The sequence below is a fragment of the Putridiphycobacter roseus genome (genome assembly GCF_003234935.1).
GTDB classification, from domain to species: Bacteria; Bacteroidota; Bacteroidia; order Flavobacteriales_D; family Crocinitomicaceae; genus Putridiphycobacter; species Putridiphycobacter roseus.
Genome location: NZ_QKSB01000001.1, coordinates 353006 through 377255, shown reverse-complemented (window position 1 = coordinate 377255; position 24250 = coordinate 353006). Strand labels below are relative to the sequence as shown.

The following is a 24250-nucleotide window of genomic DNA, read 5'->3' as shown; positions in this document are numbered from 1 at the left end:
ACTAAAGTTCTTTTGCCAATATAGGAAGGTATTGCACCTGCGTATTAGATAGTTTTCCCTTACCAATAATTAATAAGAATTGGGTTTTACTTTGTACGACCGCAAATAGTCGCCTAACTAGGCCATTTTTTTTAATGCCAAAAACTTTGATGTTCCTATTTTCTTCTTTTTTTTCTAATAATAAAGGGTAACTTCCTTTGGCAGCCAAAGCTTGCTTGGCATACTTTTTTATTTGGTTTAGATCACCATAATAATTTAGATAGCGCAAAGCAGACATGGATTTTAAAATAGCAATGGCTTCAGGATAGTCTTTGTCCACCACTTGAGATGCAATTTTTGGCGGTACAATTTTGGATTCCATTTCATGGTCGTTTTTGTGCTTTTTGAAATAGTCGTCAATTGGGTGAGCGGTTGTTGTCCCCATGGTAAATACTAATGTTAAAATTAGGACGTTGAAATTCAAAAGGTTTTTTGGTGGTTGCATGGTGCATTTGTTGGTTGTGCTTATATAAGTATAGGGCTTGTTTTGGTTACAAAGGTGCACCTTATTCTATAACTAATTTTCCCTTAGCAATCAGTCCATCTTCATTATTTATGGTGACGATATAAACGCCAGTATGCAATTGATTTTTTTTAATGATATATTGATTGTCTTTGGGAGTTAAATCATCTTTAAAAACAATCCTTCCTTTTAAATCATAGATTTTTAACAAGTTGTTTTTGCTATTATAATTTAAAACAAATTGTGCCAATGTCTCCTCATTCATTGGGTTTGGATAAAAACCAATACTTTGTTCGTTGGTCGATTGATTGATAAAAGCGGTACATCCAATAAAGGACTTGAATAAATAATAAACAGGCTTTTCGTTGAGTGTTGTTCCATCAATTAATCCAGAAGTTGCATGGGCGGGATTATTGGTGCCTTCCACCAATTTAAAAAAGTAGGCTTCAGAAATTCCTAAACTATCTAATTTTTTAATGTAATCATAAACACTTGTCAATTGATAAGCATCTGTAGCTGGTTCTATATTTACATTCGGACCGCCAAACTCTGAAACAAGGATGGGTTTGGTGATGGTGTCTATAAAATTGTAGAAATATTCATCCCATTGTTCCGCATCATCATATAAATGTAAATCTATAATGTCGTATTTTGCTTGCCCTAAAACAGAGTCTATTCTATGGAGAACATTTTGTATAACAGGTGTTGGACAATTACTTTGTAAAAATGCCTGATCATAAAATATCCCATCATCATCATAAAAGGAGTCGACAAAGCCATTACAACCTGCTAAAAACCGAAGCGAAATGGTGGTAAATCCACCCAAAACTACTTTAACATGAGGTGCATGGGTTTGAACAGATTGATACAAAATATTATTGGCTTGCACAAAGTCGTTTGCGTTTCCTGCATACCAAAAATCGCTTTGCCATTCATTACCAAATTGAATTTTACTGATTTTATCGCCATACTTTATCAACAGAGAATCGATATAAGTTTTAAAGAAATTGTTGTTGCTATAAACACAGGATTGGGTATTCGCGACATTGGAACAGGCCCAGTTTGGACCGTTAGATTGTATGGTGAGTAAAACGTCATATCCATAGGTTTCAGCCCAAACCAACCGATTTTCAAGAGGTGACCAATTAAAATTACCTTGACTGGGTTCTCTATTGCTCCAATCTTCCCCAATTCTAATTTTTTGGACACCTAAAAAATCTAAATGGGGTTGGGTAAAGTCTCTTTCTGTCTCTCCAGAAACAGGAGGGAAAGATATTCCTAAAATGGTGTTTTGAAGACAAGTGTCGGATTGTGCAAGATTGTAAAAAGTGACCAATAAGAGTAAGATAAAACTAAATTTCTTCATACTTCAATATTAAAGGAATGGCGGATTAGATTTATTCTAAATTTAAACATAAAATATCTTTTGGCGTGGGGTATAGTTTTTAATGTTGTTTTTATAAGAGGATAATGTGGCTCCATATTTCATTTAAAGTTTTACTACCCTCCATGAGGCATGTGCTGAGCGCAGTCGAAGTGAGGAACTAAGGTTTTCTTCGCTGAAGCTTAGACTACAAAGGGGAGGTGATTTTCAAAAACTTCCGATTAAACACGATTACTGCTTGTAAAATATTGTGTTGTGTCTTAATTGCTAATCTGAGAATTGATTTTGGTCTTCCCTTACTATGGCTCAGCTCAGTGCAACGCCGTAAGGAAGGGTTTCTTGCTTTGTGGTACAAATCCTGTATCACTATGTTTCCTCCTTTGCACTTTGACTTCGCTCAGCGACCAAGTGAGGACTAAGGAGGGGGATTTGTTAAATATTTGTAATACACTTGAATACTAGAATTTTCTTCCTCCGAAGGTCACTTCCCTTAATCCCTCCTCAAGGAGGGAAACAATGTGGTTTTATTGAAACCTGACCAAAAATTGTAGGGCGAAACTTTCCATTATGATATTATATTAATAATTATGGTGTAAATTTATAAGTGTAATAATTCGCAATCTATGAAAAAATATCCCTTTTTATCTCTAGTTGTAGTGCTTATAGCAATACAATGCCGCAAAGATAAAAGCTTGCCTTATTGTGAAGAATTTCCACAAAACTGCGTAGAGATAATGACGGTGAAAGATCATTTTTATTTTGATGTAGGTACCTATTGGGTGTACCAAGAGGAAACTACTGGGCAATTAGATTCGCAGTGGGTGTCAGAATCCTATACCCAACCCAATGTTTGTTGGTTTAATTACACTATAAATTCTAGCATTACGGCATATTATTCACATATAACCTCAAAGTTGTTGGCAGGCGGCATTGACAGTGGTTTGGTAAAGAAAGATGAAAGAACAATATTGATTGCTAGGGCAAAAACAAAAGCTGGGGATTTTGTAGGGAATTCTTGGATTGCACCTTTTTATTATGAGATGAATGATAGTGTTGGGAATTGGGGAGGGGTATCTTCTGTTAGTTATTTATGGGTTGAAAATAGATATCCGGAATTTATTCAATTTAACTTGCATTTTATTGATGTAATTAAAATTAGAGAAACCCACAATATAGCCGAACAAAGTCAAGCTACAATTCATTTTTATGCGAAAGATGTAGGGTTAATAAGAAAGGAATTATTGGATAGCAACAAAGTGTGGAATCTAATCAGGGATAATATTGTAAAATAACATAACCTCACTTCGGCAATAGCTCAATGCAACGCCGTAAGGAAGGGAACCTTATTTGGCATTTTAACCCCGTCTGTTAATGTGTACTTTGCTTCTTCCCTTGTACTTCGAGCTTTCCTCAGGAACCAAGGAAGGACCGTGGTAGGTGACCGTATTATTGTAACAGATAAACTGGCATTGCCCATCTAATCTAACTTTTTGGAGCTTTCAATTGTTGATAATTAATCACAATAACAGAAACAATAATAATACAAACCCCCATCCATTGTAATCCTTTTACTTCTTCGTTTAAAACAAGTGATGCGGAAAGAATAGATACTGGAATTTCGATTGAGACTAAAATACTACCCAACCCAATACCTGTAATAGGAAAACCTTTGTTAAAAGCAATTGGTGGAAGAATGGCACCAAAAAAAGCTAAGAACAACCCATATTTCCACAAGGCGGCATTGCCAAAGTCTACCACTTCTATAAGTTGAAGATTCCATATTAATACCACAATTAAGAGGGCACCTAGTCCTATGTATTTACTGCGGACCATGTTAGGCAATTGCAAAGCTACTGTATTGGCAGCATACAATGAAACGGTGTAAGATATACTGGCCAATATTCCATAAATTAATCCTTGGGCATTCAAAGCGCTTTCTGCATGAAAAGCATCTACGGCAAATAAAGTCCCAATAATCACTAAAGCACTCCCAATTATTTTTGAGAGTTGGAATGTTTTGCTCATCCATAACTCTAATACAACACCCATCCAAATGGCTTGCATTAATAAAACAATAGCAACTGACACCGGAATGTATTGAATAGAATAGTAATAAAAATAACTGGTTAATCCCGAGGCAAAACCAAATAATACGAGTCTTAATGGGCCATTTTTTTTATGTACTTTAGAGGTAGTGTCAAGTGCTGTGTTATTTTTTAAAACTACTGCATTGCTCTTTCTCTTGGCTGCAAACAAGGCAATAGAAGCCAGGGCGATAAAGCCAATTAAATATTGTAAAAAATTCAGTCCACTGGTAGGATGTCCTTCAATATTGGCTTTTTTGACAAAAGTGGCTAAAAGACCATAACTAGCAGCACCTAAAGCAACAAGAAGGATTCCTTTTAATTTTTGCATAAACTGGCTAAAAGCGAAGGGTAAAGTTAAGGATTGATTTGAAACAAAGGTGTATTTAATGTTTAACCTTCATCTTCTGTCCACACTGCCAATTCATTTCCTGAGGGGTCTTTAAATTGAAATCTTTTTCCACCTGGAAAGGAGAAAATATCTTGGGTAATTTCTCCTTTGTTTTCTATGATTTTAGTTTTAATTGCCGACAAGTTTTCGTGATGAATAACCACCAATACTCCGTTTTGAATGGGGTCATTTGTTTTTTCAAAACCACCAGCTACACCACTATTTTCAAAGGAGGTGTAATTTTCACCATAATCCGTAAAAGTCCAGCCAAAAACGTTTTTATAAAATGCTTTTGTTACTGCCAAGTTTGTGGCCTTAAATTCAATGTAGTTGATGTGATTATTATTGTTCATGATGGCTTTGTTTATCGATCGTTTAATCCTTTGCCTTGCATTATTTTTTCCTTATATTTTTCAATTCTCGAGGCACGAGTTTTGACTTGTTTAGGTGCCGAAAAAAATAAACAATATCCTTTTTGTCTGCCTGGTGTTAAGGCTTCAAAAGCAGTTTTTAATGTAGGATTATCTTCCAGTTCCTGACGCAGTTCACTTGGGTACTCTAGTACTGTGCTTTTTTTAGGAGCTACTTTTAATCCTGCTTTTTCAATTTCAATCGCTTCAAATACATACTTTTTAATGACGGATGCTAGTGGTGCAATCTCTTCTATTTGCTTAAATCGAATTTGTCTTGCCGATTGAACATTTTTAGTCTGTTGTATTAATATGCCATTTTCATCTCCCATTAATACCCCTTTCATAAACAACAAAGCACAATAATCTTTAAATCCATGGATTAAGACTATGTTGTGCTCGTTGTGTTGGTAACAAGGGCAACCCCATTTCAATGTTTCTTCTAATTGACAGTCGTTTATTATGGTTCTTAAAAGCTGATAAGCTTCTTGCCACTGCACGTCCTTTTCAAAAAAGAAATCCACTTTTGGGTTCATGTTGCCTATTTTCAATAAAAAATATTACTTATAAGTCTTTAATAAAAGAACCATAAGGGTCTTTGAATTGGTATCCTTTGGTAATTCTATCTTTAGAAAGCTTGTCAAATTCTACCAATGCCCATAGAATAAATTCTTTCCAAAAATACTGATCTTCTTTTGGGATGTTTTCTCCGTATTTCGCCATAAATTCTTGAAGGGGTACAATTTCATCAATGATTTGGTGATATTCTTCGTCTTTAATGTCTTCTAGCAATTCAAAACCTGATTCAATAAAAAACCACTCTTGAATAGCCGTAAAAGGGGTTCTTTCTCCTTCTTTCTCTAATTTTTTAGGTTCTGGAAAGTAAAGCGGAAATAATGATTTAATGGCATCTCCAATGATAAAGTAAGCTACATTTTCGGCGCCTTCTTGCTCCCCTTCATATACCAATTCAACTTTACCTGTAATGGCTGGAATGATACCCGAAAAATCGGTTAATCTTACTTGCGTCTTTTTTTCTTTGTTCAATAATGCTCTTCTTTCGGCAGTACTTAATAAGTTTTCATAAGCGGTAATGCTCATTCTTGCACTGACCCCACTTTTAGCATCAATAAAATCACTATTTCTGGCTTCAAAGCTAATTTGTTCTAACAAGTCTTTAGCCAGTTCAGGAACATGAATATTTTTAAGTTGGTAGTCGTCGAAATTAGCTTCTTGTGCGGTAATTTTCTTTGCAATTTCGATACTATTTGGGTAATGGGTGAGGATTTGTGAACCAATTCTATCCTTTAAAGGCGTTACAATACTTCCTCTATTGGTGTAATCTTCTGGATTGGCAGTAAAAATAAATTGCATATCTAATGGTAAACGCACTTTAAACCCTCTAATTTGAATGTCTCCTTCTTGCAAAATATTAAACAGTGCCACTTGAATTCTTGCTTGCAAATCTGGCAATTCATTGATGACAAAAATACAGCGATTGGCTCTTGGAATCATACCAAAATGAATCACGTTTTCGTCGGCATAACTTAGTTTAAGATTAGCCGCCTTAATGGGATCAATATCACCAATCAAATCCGCTACGGTTACATCTGGTGTGGCTAGTTTTTCAAAAAAACGATTACTTCTGTGGAGCCACTCAATAGGGGTTTTATCGCCTTTTTCAGCAATCAAATCAACGGCATGTTTTGAGATTGGATTAAAAGGGTCGTCGTTAATTTCTGAACCTGCTACCATTGGAATGTATTCATCTAACAAATCCACCATTTTACGGGCAAGTCTAGTTTTGGCTTGTCCTCTTAATCCAAGTAGGTTAATGTTGTGCTTCGAAAGTATTGCCCGTTCCAATTCTGGAACAACAGTATCTTCAAAACCATGAATTTCGGTAAAACTAGGCTCCCCGTTTTGTAGTCTTTGACGAAGGTTATCGCTTAATTCTTCTTTGATAGATTTTGATTGGTATCCGGCTTTTTTTAATTCACCTAATGTTTTTATTGTTGTCATTTTATAGTATCCTTAGTATTGTATTTTTATTTAATTCTCTTTTTTCTATTCGCTGCATAATCTTCAAATATCATTTCACCCAGTCCTTTTAAACCAGTATAAAAAGCTTTTCCTTGGTTTGCTTCAGTAAAATGTTGTACAAATTCTTGAAGATAAGGATCGCTTGCAATCATAAACGTAGTAATAGGAATATGCAGTTTTCTGGCTTGTGCGGCTTGGTTATAGCATTTATCTACAATGTACTCATCCAATCCAAAACTGTTTTTATAATAGTCACCATTTTTTTCACGAATACAACTAGGTTTCCCATCTGTAATCATAAATATTTGCTTGTTGGTATTTCTTTTCCGTCGCAAAATATCCATGGCCAATTGCAAACCAGCTACTGTGTTTGTATGGTATGGACCTACTTTTAAATAGGGTAAATCTTTAATTGGGATGCTCCAAGCGTCATTACCAAATACAATAATATCCAAGGTGTCTTTTGGATATCTTGTCGTAATAAGCTCTGCCAAGGCCATGGCCACTTTTTTGGCGGGAGTAATTCTATCTTCTCCATACAGAATCATACTGTGACTGATATCAATCATTAAAACGGTACTCATTTGTGCTTTAAACTGTGTTTCTTCTACTACCAAATCGTTTTCGGTGAGATTAAAGCCATCAATACCATTGTTAATTTGGGCATTTTTGATGCTCTCGGTCATGGAAATACTCGAAAGATTATCTCCAAATTGATAAGCCCTATTGTCTCCTGTATGTTCGTCACCAGTTCCGGTGTGTTTAGTTTTGTGGTTACCGCTAGCTGATTTTTTAATGTTTCCAAAAATTTGATCTAATGCGTGTTGGCGAATAATCCGCTCAGTTTTTGCGGTGATACCCATTCCTCCTTTACCATCTCCATCTTTGGGTTGTTCTTTGATATACCCTTTTTTCTTAAGGTCTTCAATAAAATCGTCAATGGTATAGTTTTCGTCGGTGAGTTTGTACTCCATATCCAATTCACGCAACCAATCAATGGCTTCGTCAAAATCACCTGATGTATGTGTAATTAATTCTTTGAATATCTCAAATAACTTTTCAAATGGTGTTTGAAAGGCTTTTTCGTACGGTTTAAAGTAAAATCCTTTTTTCATTTCACCAATAAAGTTAACTTAAATTGGTTAGATGAAGAAGTGCGGGATAATTATTTTAAGTTAAAATAACATAAGTTAATGGAACGTAATTTTACAATGGATCAGTGGCAATGGTATAAAGGACGCAATTTTCTAATTTGGGAAATTGCTTAAGCTTTGGATGTTTGAATACTAGGGATTGTTTCATGCCTATTTTTTGCATAACGCGAATAGATTCGGTATTAATTTGAGGCGCTGTGGCAATAATTTCTTTTATTTTTATTGTTTCAAAAGCATACCGTAAACAGGCTTTTGCGCCTTCAGTTGCATAACCAAAGTTCCAATATTTTTTATCTAATCGCCAACCAATATCTACACAGGGAGTAAACGACGCTGCATAATCTTGGTTTAACAACCCAATAAATCCAATAAATGAATCATATTCTAATACATCTACTGCAAAATAGCAATACCTATTCTGATCATATTCAGTCTTCATTTTTTCAATAAAAACTTTGGTTTGTTCTGGGGTAATTTTGGCAGGGAAATAACGCATCACTTCTGGATCATTATTGAGGGCAATCATTTTTGCTACATCTTCTTTACGCCAATTTCTAAAACCAAGCCGCTCTGATTTGAAGATGTAATCAATCATGAATTAGATGTGGTAATTCAATAAATTTTTATTTTCCATCACTTGATGTAAATAAGGATTTGTTCGCATGTCGTTCATAATTTCTAAATGTCCCATATGGTGACAATCAGAACTGATTAAATCAATCCAACCTTTTTTTATGATTTCTTCCGCCATTTTTTTTACCTGCGGTCCATAAACGCCAGAAAGGGAGTTGGTGTTGAGTTGCATTATGCAACCTCTATTCATAAAGTCTTCAATTTTATCCCATTCATTAAAATAAAAAGGGTAACGTTCTACATGGGCTAAAACAGGCTTATAGCCTTTGTTTTGTAGATTAAAAATAACTTCCTTAATCCTTTTTGATTCATGCATGAAAGAGAGTTCAAACAAAACATAATTATCGCCAAAGGTCAATAAGTTTCCAGCTTCAATTAATTCTTCAAAATGAAAATCAAGGTAGTATTCAGCTGCTGCTTCTACTTCAATATTAAGCCCTTTTTCTTTGATATAAGACTTTACTTTTTCAAGACCTCCTAAAATAATTTCGGGTGTATTTTTGTAAAAATCACTCATTACGTGCGGTGTTGTAATGATTTTTTTATATCCTAAATCTGAAAATTTTTGTAGCATTTGAAATGAATCATTCAAACTTTTGGAACCATCATCAATTCCTGGAATAAGGTGACTGTGAATATCAGTACCTAATAGACTTAGATCTATTGGGTCAAGTTTAGGTGTTCTCTTGAATATGTTGGAAAGTAGTCCCATTTAATTGTAGTTTTTTTCGTAATAATCAGCATATTCTCCTGAGGTGACGTTTTTTAACCAATCTTGGTTTTGCAAATACCACACAACTGTTTTTTCAAGGCCTTCTTCAAAAGTTATCGAAGGAATCCAACCTAATTCTTTTTTAATTTTAGTTGCATCTATGGCATATCGTTGATCGTGGCCGGCTCTGTCGGTTACATGGGTAATTAGTTTAGCAGAAGTACCCACTGGATTACCTAGTTTCTCATCCATTATTTTGCAAAGTTGGTGTACCAAGTCAATATTTGTCCATTCATTCCAACCACCAATGTTATATGTTTCTCCCAATTTACCTTTATGGAAAACCACATCAATAGCACGGGCATGGTCTTCTACCCATAGCCAGTCTCTAATGTTATCTCCTTTTCCATAAATGGGGAGTGATTTTTTTTGTTTTATATTATGGATCATTAATGGAATCAACTTTTCTGGAAATTGATGAGAACCGTAATTATTTGAACAATTCGAAATTTTAATGGGTAATTTATAAGTATGGAAATAAGCACGCACTAAATGATCTGAACTCGCTTTTGAAGCGGAATATGGACTACGAGGATCGTACGCCGTGTTTTCGGTAAAAAAACCTTCTTTTCCTAAGGAACCATATACTTCATCTGTTGAAATATGGTAAAAAACACCTGGATTTTCTTTCCAAGTATTTCTAGCTATTTCCAATAAATTGGCCGTTCCAACAATATTCGTTTGTATAAAATCCATGGGTCCAGAAATAGACCTGTCCACATGTGATTCAGCAGCCAAGTGTATGACATCTGTAATTTGATAAGTTTTGAAAATGGCATTTAAATTTTCTTTATCATTGATATCGGCCTTTATGAAGCTATAATTGGTTTGTTTCTCAATGTCTTGAGTGTTAAATAAGTTTCCGGCGTAGGTTAACTTGTCGAGGTTAACAATTTTATAATTGGGATATTTATTTACAAATAGTCTGATGACGTGCGATCCAATGAATCCTGCACCGCCAGTAATTAAAATTGTTTTGTCGTATTTTTCAGTCATTTTTTCAAAAAAAAAGCAGCGTTATTAAACGCTGCTACTAATTTACAAATAATGGTTTGGCTTTAAAGCGACCAGTATGTTAAATCTTCTATTTTATTCTTATAAATTCCTTTTAAGTCTACAAAAACTCCTTTACCATCTTTCATTAATTTTTTAAATTCATCTTCGGTATAATTAGAATATTCTTTATGGTTAACCGCTACAATTATAGCATCATAATCATTAGTTACTTCTTTTTGTAGATTAAAACCATACTCTAAAAATAAGTCCTCTGAGTCAGCATGTGGATCAATTACATCTACAGTACAAGAAAAAGATTCCAATTCACGAATTACGTCTACAATTTTTGAATTTCGAATGTCGCTTACATCCTCTTTAAAAGTGGCACCCATCAATAAAACTTTTGATTCCATAGGGTTTTTACCTTGCTTAATCATCATTTTAACGGTTTGTTTACCAACGTAAAATCCCATTGAGTCATTGACATATCGTCCAGAATTAATGATTTTTGCGTGATAACCTACTTGTTTGGCTTTATGCGTTAAATAATAAGGGTCAACTCCAATACAGTGACCGCCTACGAGGCCTGGTCTAAAGTTTAAGAAATTCCATTTTGTACCAGCTGCTTCTAAAACATCATAGGTATTTATTTTTAGTTTATTAAAAATAATGGAAAGTTCGTTTACCAGAGCAATATTGACATCTCTTTGTGTATTTTCTATAATTTTTGCTGCTTCCGCAACTTTTATTGTCGCTGCGCGGTGTACCCCGGCAGTAACAACTAGTTCGTATGTTTTTGCAATAATATCTGCAGATTCGGGGGTGTCTCCAGCCGCAACTTTTACAATACTTGCTAATGTGTGTACTTTATCACCTGGATTAATTCTTTCGGGAGAATAACCAACATTGAAATCTTCTTTCCATTTTAAACCAGAAACTTCCTCTAATACAGGGATACAATCTTCTTCGGTACAACCAGGGTATACCGTAGATTCAAAAACAACGTAATCGCCTTTTTTTAAAGCTAGTCCAACTGTTTTTGAAGCGCCAAGTAATGGTCTTAAATCTGGCAGTCTACTTTCGTCAATTGGAGTAGGTACGGCTACAATAAAGAACGTAGCCTTTTTTAAATCTTCAAGGTTAGCAGTAAATTCAATGTCTGTATTATTAAAATCACTTTCGACTAATTCATCACTGGGATCGATTTTTTGTTTCATCAAATCCACTCTTTTTTCATTGATGTCAAAACCGATTACTTTGATCTTTTTTGCAAATTCTAGGGCAATTGGTAAACCTACATAACCTAAACCTATTACTGCTAATGTAGTTTCTTTTGCTACTAATCTATCGTAAATATTCATGCTTATTTTTTCTGCTTAACAAAGCTTTTGTCTCTTACTTTGTATATTCTTTCAATAATTTCTACCACTTTTAATCCCTCTAAGGCGTTGGTGGTAGCCTTTGTTCTTCCTTTTAATGTATCTACTACATTTTCTATGATAAAGTGATGATTTGCTGCGGATCCTTTATAGTTGCCGTAATCATTTGGCGGATTTGAAGGTGCTAATTCTGGCATGTCGTAATCTTCAATGTTACAATACTCTACTTCGTTCATATATTGACCGCCAACTTTAACACTACCTTTACTACCGATAATGGTAATGGAGCTTTCTAGATTACTGTTCCATACGGCTGTCGAATAATTTAATGCGCCCATGCCACCATCCATAAAATCAAAAGAAACAAAACCTGAATCTTCAAAATCGGTAGATGCTGCATGTGTGAAATCGTTAAATTTTCCTTGAATATTTTGAATGTCTCCAAATAGCCAATACATGATATCAATAAAATGTGAAAATTGGGTGAATAATGTGCCACCATCTAATTCTTCCACACCTTTCCAGCCTCCTTTTTTATAATATCTATCATCTCTATTCCAATAACAGTTGACTTGAACCATAAAAATATCGCCAATTATTTTTTCAGAAACTATTTTTTTCAGCCAAACGGAAGGTGGAGAGTATCGGTTTTGCATTACTGCAAATACCTGTTTGTGATTTCTTAATGCTTTAAATATAACAGTTTCACATTTTGCTTTAGATAATCCTATTGGTTTTTCTACTACAATGTGTTTATCGTGGTCTAACAATTTAATAGCTTGATCAGAGTGTAAACCATTTGGAGTACAAATATTGGCGATATCAAACTCAATTCCACTTTTTATAAGTGCTTCTAATGAGGAAAAGAAAGGCACATTTTTAAATGTTTCAAGGCCTAAGTTTTCCTCTGCGTTGATGTCACAAAGGCCTACCAATTCTGCTTCTTCATTATTTAAAATCATGGTTGCGTGTCTTTTACCAATATGGCCGCATCCAATTACTACAAATTTTAATTTTCCTTCTTGCATTATTTAAGTCTATATACTAACTCGTTCTTTAAAATGTATTCTTGTCCACTTTCTGGACAAACTGCTGTTTGATTTTCGTCAAAATTTAAACGGTGACCATATTCCCCAACCCAACCTATTTGCTTTGCTGGATTGCCGACAACAAGTGCAAAATTAGGAATATCTTTTGTAACTACGGCACCTGCTCCAATAAAAGCAAATTTTCCAATATTATGTCCACAGACTATAGTTGCATTAGCTCCAATAGATGCACCTTGCATTACAATAGTTTTGGCATATTCATTGCGTCGATTAATTGCACTTCTAGGGTTTATTACATTGGTAAATACCATAGAAGGACCTAAAAAAACATCATCTTCACAAGTCACCCCTGTGTATATCGAAACGTTATTTTGAACTTTAACATTATTTCCCAATACAACTTTTGGGGAAACCACCACATTTTGACCAAAATTACAATTTTCACCAATAATAGAATCGGCCATAATATGAGAAAAGTGCCAAATTTTTGTGCCTTTTCCAATCGTACATCCTGCGTCTATAACCGCTGTCTCATGTGCAAAATAATCCATCTTTTAATATTTAATAAGTTTTTGAATTACCGAAGATTTTTCGCTAATAACATGAATAAAATATATGCCTTTTGCATGTTTTGTTAAGTCAAATTCTACTATATTATCCTTAGATTTTAGTTGTTTTATTAATACTACTTTACCTGAAGCATTGTATACTTTAACTTGTTTTGGTTGCTTCGAATTATCAAGTTCGATTGTAAAAGTATTTTCAAATGGATTTGGGTATATTTTGATAACGGTTTCTCCATTAGACGGAATATTTAAACCATTAATTTCTATGCAATCTGAAGTGTCTGCGCAGTTTTGATAATTTAAAATTAAGGCATATGCGCCATCCATTATTGGCGTATAAGTGCTGTTGTTTGCGCCTGCTATTATCATATTTGACTTACAGTCATACCATTGGTAAGTACCAACAGTGCTATTTGCTATTAAGTGAGTGTTTTGATTGTCAACACTTACATCTAAGGCTGTAGCAGAAAGGTGTAAGGTAACGATTGAGTCACAAGTCGGAGTGGTAAATGTTGCTATATAAGTGCCTGTTGTGGTTAGTTGTTGCGAATTAAAGGGATAAATTTCCCCTAAACAGATGGTGTCAAAAATAGTAATGCTATCATAGCCAACAATGTTAACAATGCCTAGAGAGTCTTTTGAGAATTGCACACCACCATAATATCCGTATAAAGTAAAGTCGAATAAGCCGATTGCATTAAATACAATATTATCCGTTAAAGTATTACCAGAATAAACTGTACTACCATTGGTAAATTCCCAATAGACAGAATCTACAGGGTCACCAGTATACTCATAATATAAAACATCTCCAATACAGGATGGCTGATTGGTAGTGATAAAGTCAAGTTGTAGTGGGTCTACTTTAATTTGATAATCTTCCACTTCTCCATCAAAGTCTGTTTCACAAGGGGTAGGTGATGCATTGAATTTTGCAGATACCCGCATACTTGTGTTGCCGATTAAAGCGGTACTTGGGACGGTAATTGAAAGTGGCGAATTAGAAGTGATACCATTTGTTGCGTTTAATGTAAACCCAAGGTCATATTCTTCTCCAGTGTCTAAATAACTCCCATTTTGATTCCAATCAATCCAAGCTTTTGCATAGATACTGTAATTCCCATCTGTATTTAAGTTTACACTCAAATCATAATTATTGCCTATTAATAAATTGGTAGATTGCGTACTGGAATAATCAGTATAGGGTTGGGTTTTACCACTGCTGTTTAGTATCGTATTAATTCCTACTTCAGTTATGGCCGTTCCCCAACTCATGTTACCACTAGAAAGACAGGATGGGCGCATGGTATACATGAATTTGTAAGTCTCCGTAGTGTCATTATTAGTACCAATGGCGTATACTTTAAAGTAAATTTTATCGTTCACCAAACCAGCGGGAATTGGATTGTTTGTTACCCAAGTACTGTCTATGGTATTTGACATGGTTAGGGTGTTGTTATATACTTGGTTATTTACGGCATACTTTACATAAGCACTTGTAATGTTATTGTCGTAGGAAATAATGGAAGTGACATATTGTGGGGTATTATTTGTTGGAAGAATATCACTTGGTGTGTCGGTAATTTTTGTACGTATAATTGCTGGATAATCTGACCTACCTACCAAGGCATATTCCCATAACCCTCGACCCCAAGTTGCCGCTCTTAAAGTATTTGAACCCCACATTATTTCCATGTCTTCAATGGCTATGTTTGGTAAGTCTACATTGTATAAGGTCCAACTATTACCATTCATAGGTTTTGTAAAAACGCCAATTTCAGCCCCTAAATAAATATTTGCTTCTGGTGAATGATCAATTACCACTTTACGAATTGGCATATTCTGGATATTGTAAGAAATATTGGTCCAAGTTGCTCCCTGATTGTTGCTAAGAAAAACCTTATTGTTGTCGTTTTGGTGTGTCGCGAATGTTACTATAATGACTTGGTCGTTATGCGGGTCGAATGCAATATCAGTAATGGTATTATTAGGTAAACCATTGCTAATGTCGGTAAATGTAATACCAGCATCTGTGGTTATTTCAATGTTTGATGCTTTGCTTACAATTAAGGTGTTTGAATTGTTTTGTGCTATTGCAGCTTCAGCAATGGTTCCAGTAAAGGAAGGTGAACCAATATTCACCCATGAAGTACCAAAGTCAGTACTTTTGTAAATGTTTTCGCCAAGGGAATAAACGGTCATGTGGTCATTTGGGTCGTACATTAACGGTGCTATCCAGCTACCCGATTGTCCCGTTGGTGTTGCTCCTCCTTGTGTCGCTCCACCATTCTTTGTGATTCTTCTACTGCCATATTGGATACTACCAATCATCCAATCATCATTTAAGGGGTGAATAATTGCCTCCATGCCATCTGCACCATAAAATTCTATCCAATCATTTTTATGCTTAATACTTGTTCCATTATCTTGGGAACCGACCATGGTTCTATAGTGATTCGATTGACTGATACCTAAAGAATAATTTTCTCGAATACCGGTACCTTGGCTTAATATTTCCCAAGTGATGCCGTTATTTAAAGATCGACTTAAAAAGCCATCAGTAGCTACATAGTAGGTTCCATTTATGCATTTTGCATCCCTTAAGTCAGCGTGTACATATAAGCCATTATTAAAACTAGCATTGGTACCTTGCGACCAAAATGTAATTTGACTAAATGATTGGCCCCCATCAATACTTCCTTCAATATCTAAATAACCATAAATCATTTTTGAAGTATCTAAATCATTTACGGCAAAACCGTCGCAACTATTTCCAGGGTTATTTAAATAATTAAAATTTTGTCCTTCATCTGTAGATTTCCAAATACCATTTCCAGAGGCAACGTATACGCAAGAGGGACAGTCGGCGCTTAAGGATATGATTAATTTTGCATCATTATTTCCTGTAATTTGGTTAGAACTTGTATAAGTAGCCCCCAAATCAGTGGATTTTAAAACTACATTTTGATTTACTCCCCAATAATAATCATCATATAAGTATAAAATATTGGTGTTGGTTGGATGAAAATCAATATCGGTAATATCGGAAGTGCTTAATGCTTGTGTCCAAGTTTGTAGGTTATCGGTAGACTTAAATATTCCTTTAGATGTGCCAACAAATACTAAGTTTGGAATAGTAGGGTGGTATGCAATTTTATAAATTTTATCATTTGTACCTAAGCCACCCCAACCTAAATTGATAGGATTAAAGTTAGTGACATTCCAAGTTATTCCGCCATCCACTGAACGGTAAACGCCATGGGTTGTACCATTTCTAGCGTTTTTTACATTTACTAATACGGAGTCTGGGTTTGTTGGAGATACAGCGATAGCATCTACACCTGTAGCGACAAGGAAATCCGTAGAGTTTAACCAATTCCCGCCCCCGTCTGTAGAACGCCAAAAGCCACCACTTCTAGAACCTAAGTAGATTAATTGTGTGTTATTGGGATTGACATAAAAATCTTCTACTCTTCCGAGTCCGGCTGAATAATGGCCCGTAATACTATCAATAGAATATGGTCCTAAATCTTGCCAGCCTGAATTGAAAAAATCTTCTGCGTTTGAATTTTCTTCCTTAAATTTAGTAAAGTTTTCTTCTGCAAAGAAAGGAGAAGTTTGCGTTCTATCTCCACTAGGGTAATACTTGTATTCATTTGCTGCAATCCACCTCTGAAAGCCCTTCCACCCAGAACCTTTTGTTCTGGGGTGGGTATTAAAATAGCTTTCAGCAGTATCGACTACTTGGTAAAAATTGAATTGATTATCTTCCATCATTACTTTATACAAAGGCTGTGCGAAAACAATATTATTGAATGCAAAGACAATGGATATTAGTAGTAATGAACGTATCATACTAAATTATTTTATAATAAAGTTATCAAAATTATAGTGGTCTGTTTTTTCTAATTCATCTTTGGATAAAGATTTGAAATAATCGTAGGTTATTTTTAGACCACTTGCTCGGTCTACTTTAGGTGTCCAACCTAATAAATCAATCGCTTTAGTAATGTCAGGTTGACGTTGTTTTGGATCATTTACCGGAAGGTCTTTATAAATTACTTTTTGAGTAGTTCCGGTTAATTTGATGATTTCTTCTGCAAAATCACCTATAGAAATCTCATCTGGATTACCGATATTCACTGGTTGATGATAGTCTTTTTTATTTAACAATCTATAGATTCCTTCTACTAAGTCATCTACATAGCAGAAGGATCTGGTTTGTGAACCATCTCCAAAAACAGTCAAATCTTCTCCTCTTAATGCTTGTCCAATAAAGGCAGGTAATACTCGACCATCATTTAGTCGCATTCTTGGGCCGTAAGTGTTAAATATCCTTACAATCCTCGTGTCTACATCATGAAAAGTATGGTAAGCCATGGTCATTGCTTCCTGAAATCTTTTCGCTTCGTCGTATACTCCTCTTGGGCCAATTGGGTTTACATTTCCCCAGTATTCTTCTGTTTGTGGATGTACTTCGGGATCACCATAAACTTCAGAAGTTGAAGCAATCATTAAAGTCGCGTTTTTTGCCTTTGCTAAACCAAGACAATTGTGGATACCGAGTGAGCCAACTTTTAAAGTTTGTATGGGTATTTTTAAGTAATCAATCGGACTAGCAGGTGAAGCAAAATGCATGATATAATCTAATTCACCTGGAATATGGATGAATTTACTTACGTCATGGTTATAAAACTCAAAATTTTCAAGCGGAAATAAATGCTCAATATTTTTTAACCGACCTGTTATTAAATTATCCATGGCAATTACATGAAAATCTTCTTTAATAAAACGGTCACATAAATGAGAACCTAAAAATCCTGCTGCCCCTGTAATTAATACTTTTTTTCTTTGTTTCATCCTACAATTGTTCTTCTACCAATACTTTCGTAATAAAATCCTCTTTCTTCCATTTCTTCTAAGCCAAATAAATTACGACCATCAAATACTTTTGGTTTTTTCAAGTTCTTTTTGATAAGTTCAAAGTCAGGGTTTCTAAATGCTCCCCATTCCGTGGCAATTAATAGAGCATCTGCACCTTCAATTGCAGTATATTGATTGTCTACATATTCAATGTCGAAATCATATTGTTTTTTAACATTTGCCATTGCTTCAGGATCATATGCTTTAATTTTTGCACCTGCAGCAAGTAACTTCTCTATCATGTATAAAGCTGGTGCTTCTCTAATGTCATCTGTATCCGGTTTAAATGCAAGGCCCCATAAGCCAAACGTTTTTCCTTTAACATCACCAAAATGATTTAAAACTTTGTCAATTAACCTTAGTCTTTGTTGATCATTTACCCGTAAAACAGCATTAATAATATCGAAATCGTAATTATATTCTTTACCTGATTTTACTAATGCTTGTACATCTTTAGGAAAACAACTTCCGCCAAATCCAATACCAGGAAAAAGGAATCTGTTACCAATTCTATCATCCGACCCGATACCAATTCTTACATCATCTACATTCGCACCAACAATTTCGCAAAAATTTGCGATTTCGTTCATAAAAGTAATTTTAGTGGCTAAAAATGAATTGGCAGCATACTTTGTTAATTCTGCTGATTTTTCATCCATGAATAAAATTGGATTTCCTTGACGAACGAAAGGTTTGTATAATTCACCCATTATTTTTCTGGCTCTTGCAGAGTTAGTACCTATTACTACTCTATCTGGCTTTAAAAAGTCATCTACTGCAAATCCTTCTCTTAAAAATTCAGGATTAGAAACCACGTCAAATTCAACGGTCGCATGTGCTTTAATCGCAGCTTCCACTTTTTCTGATGTTCCAACGGGAACAGTTGATTTATCGACGATAACCTTGTATTCTGTCATTAATTTACCTAAGTCTGCACCAACACCAAGTACGTAAGATAAATCTGCAGATCCATCTTCACCCGGAGGGGTAGGTAAGGCTAAAAATATAATTTCAGCATCTTTTATTCCCTCTGCAATATCTGTGGTAAAGCGAAGTCTACCTTCTTTGATGTTTCTTTCAAATAAAACATCTAAATGTGGTTCATAAATTGGAACTTTACCATTCTTCATTAAGTCCACTTTCTCTTTGTCTATGTCCACACAAATGACATCATTACCTGTTTCTGCGAAACAAGTTCCTGTTACTAGGCCTACGTAGCCAGTTCCAATTACTGCAATTTTTTTCATTTAATTAAATATTTTTTTAGGGATTCGCAAATGAATCTCAATTGTTCTTCTTCTAATTCGGTATGCATTGGTAAAGATAATACGGAATGACAAAGTAAATTTGTATTTTTAAAATCTGCATCATCATATTGATCTGCATCATATGCCTTTTGACTATGCAAAGGGACAGGGTAATAGATCATTGCCGGGATTCCTTTTTCGTTTAGGTATTTTTGAGCTTCAAATTGATTGATGCCTTTTATTTTTAAAGTGTACTGGTGAAAAACATGGGTGGAATAGTCTTCAATCACCGGAGTTTCTACATTTTCAAAGTCCTTAAAAAAGTCAGAATAATAAGCTGCTGCTTTTTGACGACTAGCGATATACTCATCTAAATGGGTTAATTTAATATCTAAAACGGCAGCCTGAATACTGTCCAGTCTAGAATTAACACCAACTCTGTCGTAGTAATAACGCTCTCCCATACCGTGGTTTACAATAGAGCGCATGATTTTCGCCAAATTGTCGTCATTGGTAAATACAGCTCCACCATCTCCAAAACCACCTAAGTTTTTAGAGGGGAAAAAAGAAGTGGTTCCTATTTCACCTATGGTTCCAGCAAAGTGAGTTTCACCATTTTTAAATGTGTATTTTGCACCAATTCCTTGCGCTGTATCTTCTACTAGCGCAATATTATGCTTTTTAGCAAGGGCCATTAAGGACTCCATATCGGCACTTTGTCCAAACAAATGAACCGGAATTATAGCCTTAGTTTTTGGTGTAATTGCCTTTTCTATGGCCGCGATTGATATGTTAAAGTTATTCCAATCAACATCTACTAAAACAGGTTTAAGCTTTAAAAGTTTTACCACTTCAACGGTAGCCGCAAAAGTGAAATCTGAAGTGATTACTTCGTCACCTGGTTCTAGTCCCAAAGCCATCAAAGCAATTTGTAAAGCATCTGTACCATTTGCACATGGTATTACATGTTTGACATTTAAATATTGTTCTAAATTATTTTGAAAACTTTTAACCGCCGGTCCATTGATAAAAGTCGCGTTATCAAGGACATTTTCGATTGATTTTAATATTTCAGGCTTGATTTTCTCGTATTGAGAAACCAAATCTACCATTTGAATTTTTTTCACTTGAATCAATAATTAGTGTTAAATACTATTAAGTTTGCGAATATAACCATTTATAGTGTAATTTTATTGCAATATTTTGAGGCAATTAAAAACTGAAAGTAATATTGAAATTTGGATATGAGAAAATTAATTAAAAATTTAACCAAGAAGGCTTTGCTCATTTGTTTTTTTGTACTGGTTAATTTAACCGTTAATGCACAACGAGATTTGAAAACAGCTTCTATTTTCACCCCTATATATGGGTTGACTTATAAAGCTTCCTTGCCAGGGGGAGATTTTGCAGATCGTTGGGGTTTTCATAATAATTTAGGGGCTGAAGTGAATTTTAAATTGAAATCAAATTTAACTTTTGGGTTTGAATCACAGTTTATTTTTGGCAATACTTTTAAGGAACCAGAAATTTTCGATAATTTAAAAAATGAAGATGGTAAGATTATCAATTTTGAAGGCATTCCAGCAGATGTTTTGTATTTGTTGAGAGGTGGTAATTTTACTGGCCAAGTTGGCTATGTTTTTAATAAAGTAGGGAAGGGACCCAATGCTGGTCTTTGGGTGAATTTTGGACTAGGATATATGTTCCATAAAATACGAATTGAGCATATTTATGATAGATTAGATCAGTTTAAAGAAGATTATATTAAAGGGTATGATAAACTGTCTATGGGACTTTCAACCAAACAATTTATTGGTTATCTTCAACAAGGAAATCGACAATTTTTGAATTTTTATGGGGGACTAGAATTTGGTCAAGCATTTACAAAAAACGTACGAACTTATAATTTTGATACGGAAGGACCGGAAGATGAACTAAGATTAGAGTTGTTTTTTGGAATTAAAGTGGGTTGGATGATTCCTATTTACACAAGGCAGTTACAAGATTATTATTTTGATTAATGAATTTTTTCTATTCAATAGGAATTTATAGCTATGCTGTAATCATTCATTTGGCTGCTATTTTTAATCCCAAGGCAAAACTTTGGGTAAATGGTAGGAGAAATTGGAAAAATAACTTAGCTAGTTTTAAGAGAAATGAATTGCCTTTATATTGGTTTCATTGCGCCAGTTTAGGAGAGTTTGAACAAGGTAGACCATTGATTGAAGCCTTAAAAGCTAAACAGGATTGTCAAATTGTAGTTTCTTTTTTTTCCCCATCTGGATATAGCGTCCGTAAAAATTATGAATTAAGTGATTATACCTTTTACTTGCCAATAGATAGTAAGTCAAATGCGAAATATTTAATTGCGGCTTTAAAACCTACAAAAGTTTTTTTTATAAAATATGAGTTTTGGGCGAATTATATTTTCGAATTAAAAAAGCAGAATATACCTGTTTATTTGATCTCTGGATTATTTCGAGAAAACCAAGTTTTCTTTAAATGGTATGGTGGTTTTTTTAGAAAAGTATTACATAGTTTTACTAAAATATTTGTCCAAAATGAGGCTTCTCAAAAACTGTTAAATACGATTCATGTACCTAATACATTGTCTGGTGATACTCGATTTGATAGGGTGATGCATAATGCTAAAAATGTAAAAAGAATTACGGCAATAGAAGATTTTATTCAGGGAGAAAAGACCCTAGTTATCGGGTCTTCTTGGGAAGAAGATGAAAGAGTATTTATGCCTTTGATTAATCGTCCGGATTTTAATTATAAAGTGATTATTGCACCGCATGAAATCAAGGATAAACACTTGTATCGCATTACTAAAAGCCTGAAAAAGAAGTCTGTTTTATACTCTGAATTGCCTTCGGTAAAAAGTGAAAATGCCGACATTTTAATTATTGATAATATTGGTATGCTGATGAATGTATATCAATATGCAAATATCGCCTATGTGGGTGGTGGATTTAAAACTGGTTTACATAATATTTTAGAACCTGCTTGTTTTGGATGCCCGGTTATTTTTGGACCTAAATTCTCTAAGTTTCCAGAAGCAAGTTTGTTTATAGAACAACAAGTTGGATTTAGTGTGGCGACTAAAGAAACCTTAGAAAAAGTGTTTAAGGAGCTGGATGGTAAACAAGATTTTAATTATATCCTAGATTATATGAATCGGCAAGTAGGCGCTACGGCTATTATTATGCGTGATATTTTTTAAGGAAGTATTCTTTTATATGAAGGATATTACGTCCTTAATTAATGGTTCATTCCAAAGCATTCTGTAGTGACCAATTTTATGGTAAGTTTTTAGACTTGAATTTTTGATTTCACTTACAATTTTAATGGAATTTTCTAAGTCAATAATTTTATCTTTTTCGTCATGAAAAACATACAAATGTTGAAAGGAAGCATGCTTTAACTTGTCGTGTATATACATGTCTTCCAGTTTCTCTTTTAAAACTACATTAGCCATGTTTCTTAATAAATGATAGGTTCTATCGTCCAATTTTAGAATTGCTTTGAACTCTAAAAATACATTTTCCATTTTATTTGGACTGGTTAAAAAGTACAAATTGTTCACCTTTATATCCAGCTCACACAAAGCAAGACTGGTAATAGCAGATCCAAAAGAATGAGAAATAATGGATATGTTTTCAGTGTTTTTAAATGTCTGAAGTAAGGTAATGATGGCATCTTTACATTCCAGTAAATTGGTATGACTCGACTTGTAGTCTGCATGACCAGGTAAATTTAAAGCTATAACTCTTTTGTTTTTTTGGAGTAGGGGAGCAACAAATGCAAATAAGGAACCGGCATTGGAATCCCATCCATGCACTAAAATAATCAATTCATTGCTTTCTTCACCAAATTCATATATGTTTAAATCTTCTTTTGGAAATGGAATGCTGCTCTTTTTTGCTTGTTGGTAAAATGCTTTTTCTCTGTCTCTAATATCTTTTTTACGGACTTTTGTAAAAAGGTGGAATGCCACTTTAGCACTTAATTTTGGACTAATTTTCGAGAGTAATTGGAGTAATATTTGTATTGTTTTCATCTTTTATACTGATTGGTATAATTTTAGTTAAATTTTTTAAGCAATTAATTCTTTGTCAATCATAATTTTTAAGCCAATTGACATGTCTTTCATGTAAATTTCATTTTTAGTTGTCATGGTCATAAAGACCGCACCTTCAATTCTTGCAAAGATTTGACGCGCATAGTAATCGGCATCTATTGTGGGGTTTATTTCTTTTTCTTGTATGCCAAATTGTATGATTTTTGAAATATTGTTTTGTATATTATCAATTGCCTTTCTTACTTTCTGTAATAAAACTTCGTTTTGATGATTAGCATCAATACCAATATTTAAAATGGGACAACCACCATACTTAAACGTGAAACGATAGTAATCGGCATAGAACTCTGCAATGGCAAATAGTTTTTCAATGGCCGTGTGCTTTTGAAGGATTACCGCCTCAATTTTAGAGGTGATGATGTTGACGTTATATTTAAAAGCTTCTAGAGCCAATTCGTTTTTATCTTTAAAATTACCGTAAATAGCGCCTTTGGTTAAGGCTGTAGCTATAGTGATATCTTTTAAGCTGGTACCAAAATAACCTTGTTTATTAAAAACAGGGGCAACTGTTTTAATAATATGGACTTTGGTTTGTGCAGCTTTAGTAGGCATGCGACAAAGTTAATAATAATA

The 24250-nt window shown here is 34.4% G+C and carries 22 protein-coding genes; 3 read left to right on the top strand and 19 right to left on the bottom strand.

Annotated elements, in window-relative coordinates; genetic code table 11:
- Window position 1: 1 nt before the first annotated feature.
- Window positions 2–484 carry a DUF4252 domain-containing protein gene (locus DNU06_RS01580; protein WP_111061450.1) on the bottom strand — a complete coding sequence of 161 codons (483 nt, stop codon included), beginning with the start codon at window positions 482–484 and terminating at the stop codon, window positions 2–4.
- Window positions 485–545: 61 nt separating this feature from the next.
- Window positions 546–1868 (bottom strand): T9SS type A sorting domain-containing protein, encoded by a 1323-nt coding sequence (locus tag DNU06_RS01575; RefSeq protein WP_111061449.1) that lies wholly within the window; start codon window positions 1866–1868, stop codon window positions 546–548.
- 641 nt (window positions 1869–2509) lie between these two features.
- Here DNU06_RS01575 and DNU06_RS01570 point away from each other — a divergent pair.
- Window positions 2510–3178, top strand: a complete 669-nt coding sequence (locus tag DNU06_RS01570; protein WP_111061448.1) for a hypothetical protein — start codon at window positions 2510–2512, stop codon at window positions 3176–3178.
- Between the two features lie 190 nt (window positions 3179–3368).
- On the opposite strand, the gene DNU06_RS01565 is transcribed toward DNU06_RS01570, so the two are convergent.
- From DNU06_RS01565 to DNU06_RS01495, 15 genes are all read right to left on the bottom strand, one after another.
- The gene (locus tag DNU06_RS01565; RefSeq protein ID WP_111061447.1) at window positions 3369–4301 is read right to left on the bottom strand and encodes an EamA family transporter; all 933 of its coding nucleotides are present in this window, start codon (window positions 4299–4301) and stop codon (window positions 3369–3371) included.
- A 62-nt stretch (window positions 4302–4363) separates the two neighbouring features.
- The gene (locus DNU06_RS01560) at window positions 4364–4714 is read right to left on the bottom strand and encodes a VOC family protein (RefSeq protein ID WP_233502922.1); all 351 of its coding nucleotides are present in this window, start codon (window positions 4712–4714) and stop codon (window positions 4364–4366) included.
- A gap of 11 nt (window positions 4715–4725) precedes the next feature.
- The gene (locus DNU06_RS01555; protein ID WP_111061445.1) at window positions 4726–5307 is read right to left on the bottom strand and encodes a YdeI/OmpD-associated family protein; all 582 of its coding nucleotides are present in this window, start codon (window positions 5305–5307) and stop codon (window positions 4726–4728) included.
- Between the two features lie 28 nt (window positions 5308–5335).
- The gene (locus tag DNU06_RS01550) at window positions 5336–6793 is read right to left on the bottom strand and encodes an AAA family ATPase (protein ID WP_111061444.1); all 1458 of its coding nucleotides are present in this window, start codon (window positions 6791–6793) and stop codon (window positions 5336–5338) included.
- 26 nt (window positions 6794–6819) lie between these two features.
- Window positions 6820–7929 (bottom strand): vWA domain-containing protein, encoded by a 1110-nt coding sequence (locus tag DNU06_RS01545; RefSeq protein WP_111061443.1) that lies wholly within the window; start codon window positions 7927–7929, stop codon window positions 6820–6822.
- A 91-nt stretch (window positions 7930–8020) separates the two neighbouring features.
- A complete protein-coding gene (locus tag DNU06_RS01540) occupies window positions 8021–8563 on the bottom strand; it encodes a GNAT family N-acetyltransferase (RefSeq protein WP_111061442.1) in 543 nt (180 codons plus the stop codon).
- 3 nt (window positions 8564–8566) lie between these two features.
- On the bottom strand, window positions 8567–9313 hold the full coding sequence (locus DNU06_RS01535) for a tyrosine-protein phosphatase (protein ID WP_111061441.1): 747 nt from the start codon (window positions 9311–9313) through the stop codon (window positions 8567–8569).
- Window positions 9314–10369: a dTDP-glucose 4,6-dehydratase gene (gene rfbB, locus DNU06_RS01530; RefSeq protein WP_111061440.1), complete on the bottom strand. Its 1056-nt coding sequence runs from the start codon at window positions 10367–10369 to the stop codon at window positions 9314–9316.
- A 62-nt stretch (window positions 10370–10431) separates the two neighbouring features.
- Complete coding sequence (locus DNU06_RS01525; protein WP_199398967.1) at window positions 10432–11730, bottom strand: nucleotide sugar dehydrogenase; 1299 nt, start codon at window positions 11728–11730, stop codon at window positions 10432–10434.
- Between the two features lie 2 nt (window positions 11731–11732).
- Window positions 11733–12776, bottom strand: coding sequence for a Gfo/Idh/MocA family protein (locus DNU06_RS01520; protein ID WP_111061439.1), 1044 nt, complete (start codon window positions 12774–12776; stop codon window positions 11733–11735).
- Window positions 12776–13348 carry an acyltransferase gene (locus tag DNU06_RS01515; protein WP_111061438.1) on the bottom strand — a complete coding sequence of 191 codons (573 nt, stop codon included), beginning with the start codon at window positions 13346–13348 and terminating at the stop codon, window positions 12776–12778. The genes DNU06_RS01520 and DNU06_RS01515 overlap by 1 nt, the downstream gene beginning before the upstream one ends.
- Window positions 13349–13351: 3 nt before the next feature.
- Window positions 13352–17218 (bottom strand): VPS10 domain-containing protein, encoded by a 3867-nt coding sequence (locus tag DNU06_RS01510; protein WP_111061437.1) that lies wholly within the window; start codon window positions 17216–17218, stop codon window positions 13352–13354.
- Between the two features lie 6 nt (window positions 17219–17224).
- Window positions 17225–18223 (bottom strand): UDP-glucuronic acid decarboxylase family protein, encoded by a 999-nt coding sequence (locus DNU06_RS01505; RefSeq protein WP_111061436.1) that lies wholly within the window; start codon window positions 18221–18223, stop codon window positions 17225–17227.
- Window positions 18220–19533, bottom strand: coding sequence for a UDP-glucose dehydrogenase family protein (locus tag DNU06_RS01500; RefSeq protein WP_111061435.1), 1314 nt, complete (start codon window positions 19531–19533; stop codon window positions 18220–18222). The genes DNU06_RS01505 and DNU06_RS01500 overlap by 4 nt, the downstream gene beginning before the upstream one ends.
- Window positions 19530–20660, bottom strand: a complete 1131-nt coding sequence (locus DNU06_RS01495) for a DegT/DnrJ/EryC1/StrS family aminotransferase (protein ID WP_111061869.1) — start codon at window positions 20658–20660, stop codon at window positions 19530–19532. The genes DNU06_RS01500 and DNU06_RS01495 overlap by 4 nt, the downstream gene beginning before the upstream one ends.
- Window positions 20661–20777: 117 nt before the next feature.
- Here DNU06_RS01495 and DNU06_RS01490 point away from each other — a divergent pair, with 117 nt between their 5' ends.
- Complete coding sequence (locus DNU06_RS01490; RefSeq protein ID WP_111061434.1) at window positions 20778–21554, top strand: hypothetical protein; 777 nt, start codon at window positions 20778–20780, stop codon at window positions 21552–21554.
- Entirely contained in the window at window positions 21554–22759 is a 1206-nt protein-coding gene (locus DNU06_RS01485) for a 3-deoxy-D-manno-octulosonic acid transferase (protein WP_111061433.1), read from the top strand. Before DNU06_RS01490 ends, DNU06_RS01485 begins: the two co-directional genes overlap by 1 nt.
- Window positions 22760–22771: 12 nt before the next feature.
- Here DNU06_RS01485 and DNU06_RS01480 read toward each other — a convergent pair whose 3' ends face one another.
- Entirely contained in the window at window positions 22772–23596 is an 825-nt protein-coding gene (locus tag DNU06_RS01480; RefSeq protein WP_111061432.1) for an alpha/beta hydrolase, read from the bottom strand.
- A 36-nt stretch (window positions 23597–23632) separates the two neighbouring features.
- Window positions 23633–24229 carry a TetR/AcrR family transcriptional regulator gene (locus DNU06_RS01475; RefSeq protein ID WP_111061431.1) on the bottom strand — a complete coding sequence of 199 codons (597 nt, stop codon included), beginning with the start codon at window positions 24227–24229 and terminating at the stop codon, window positions 23633–23635.
- Between the last annotated feature and the right edge of the window lie 21 nt (window positions 24230–24250).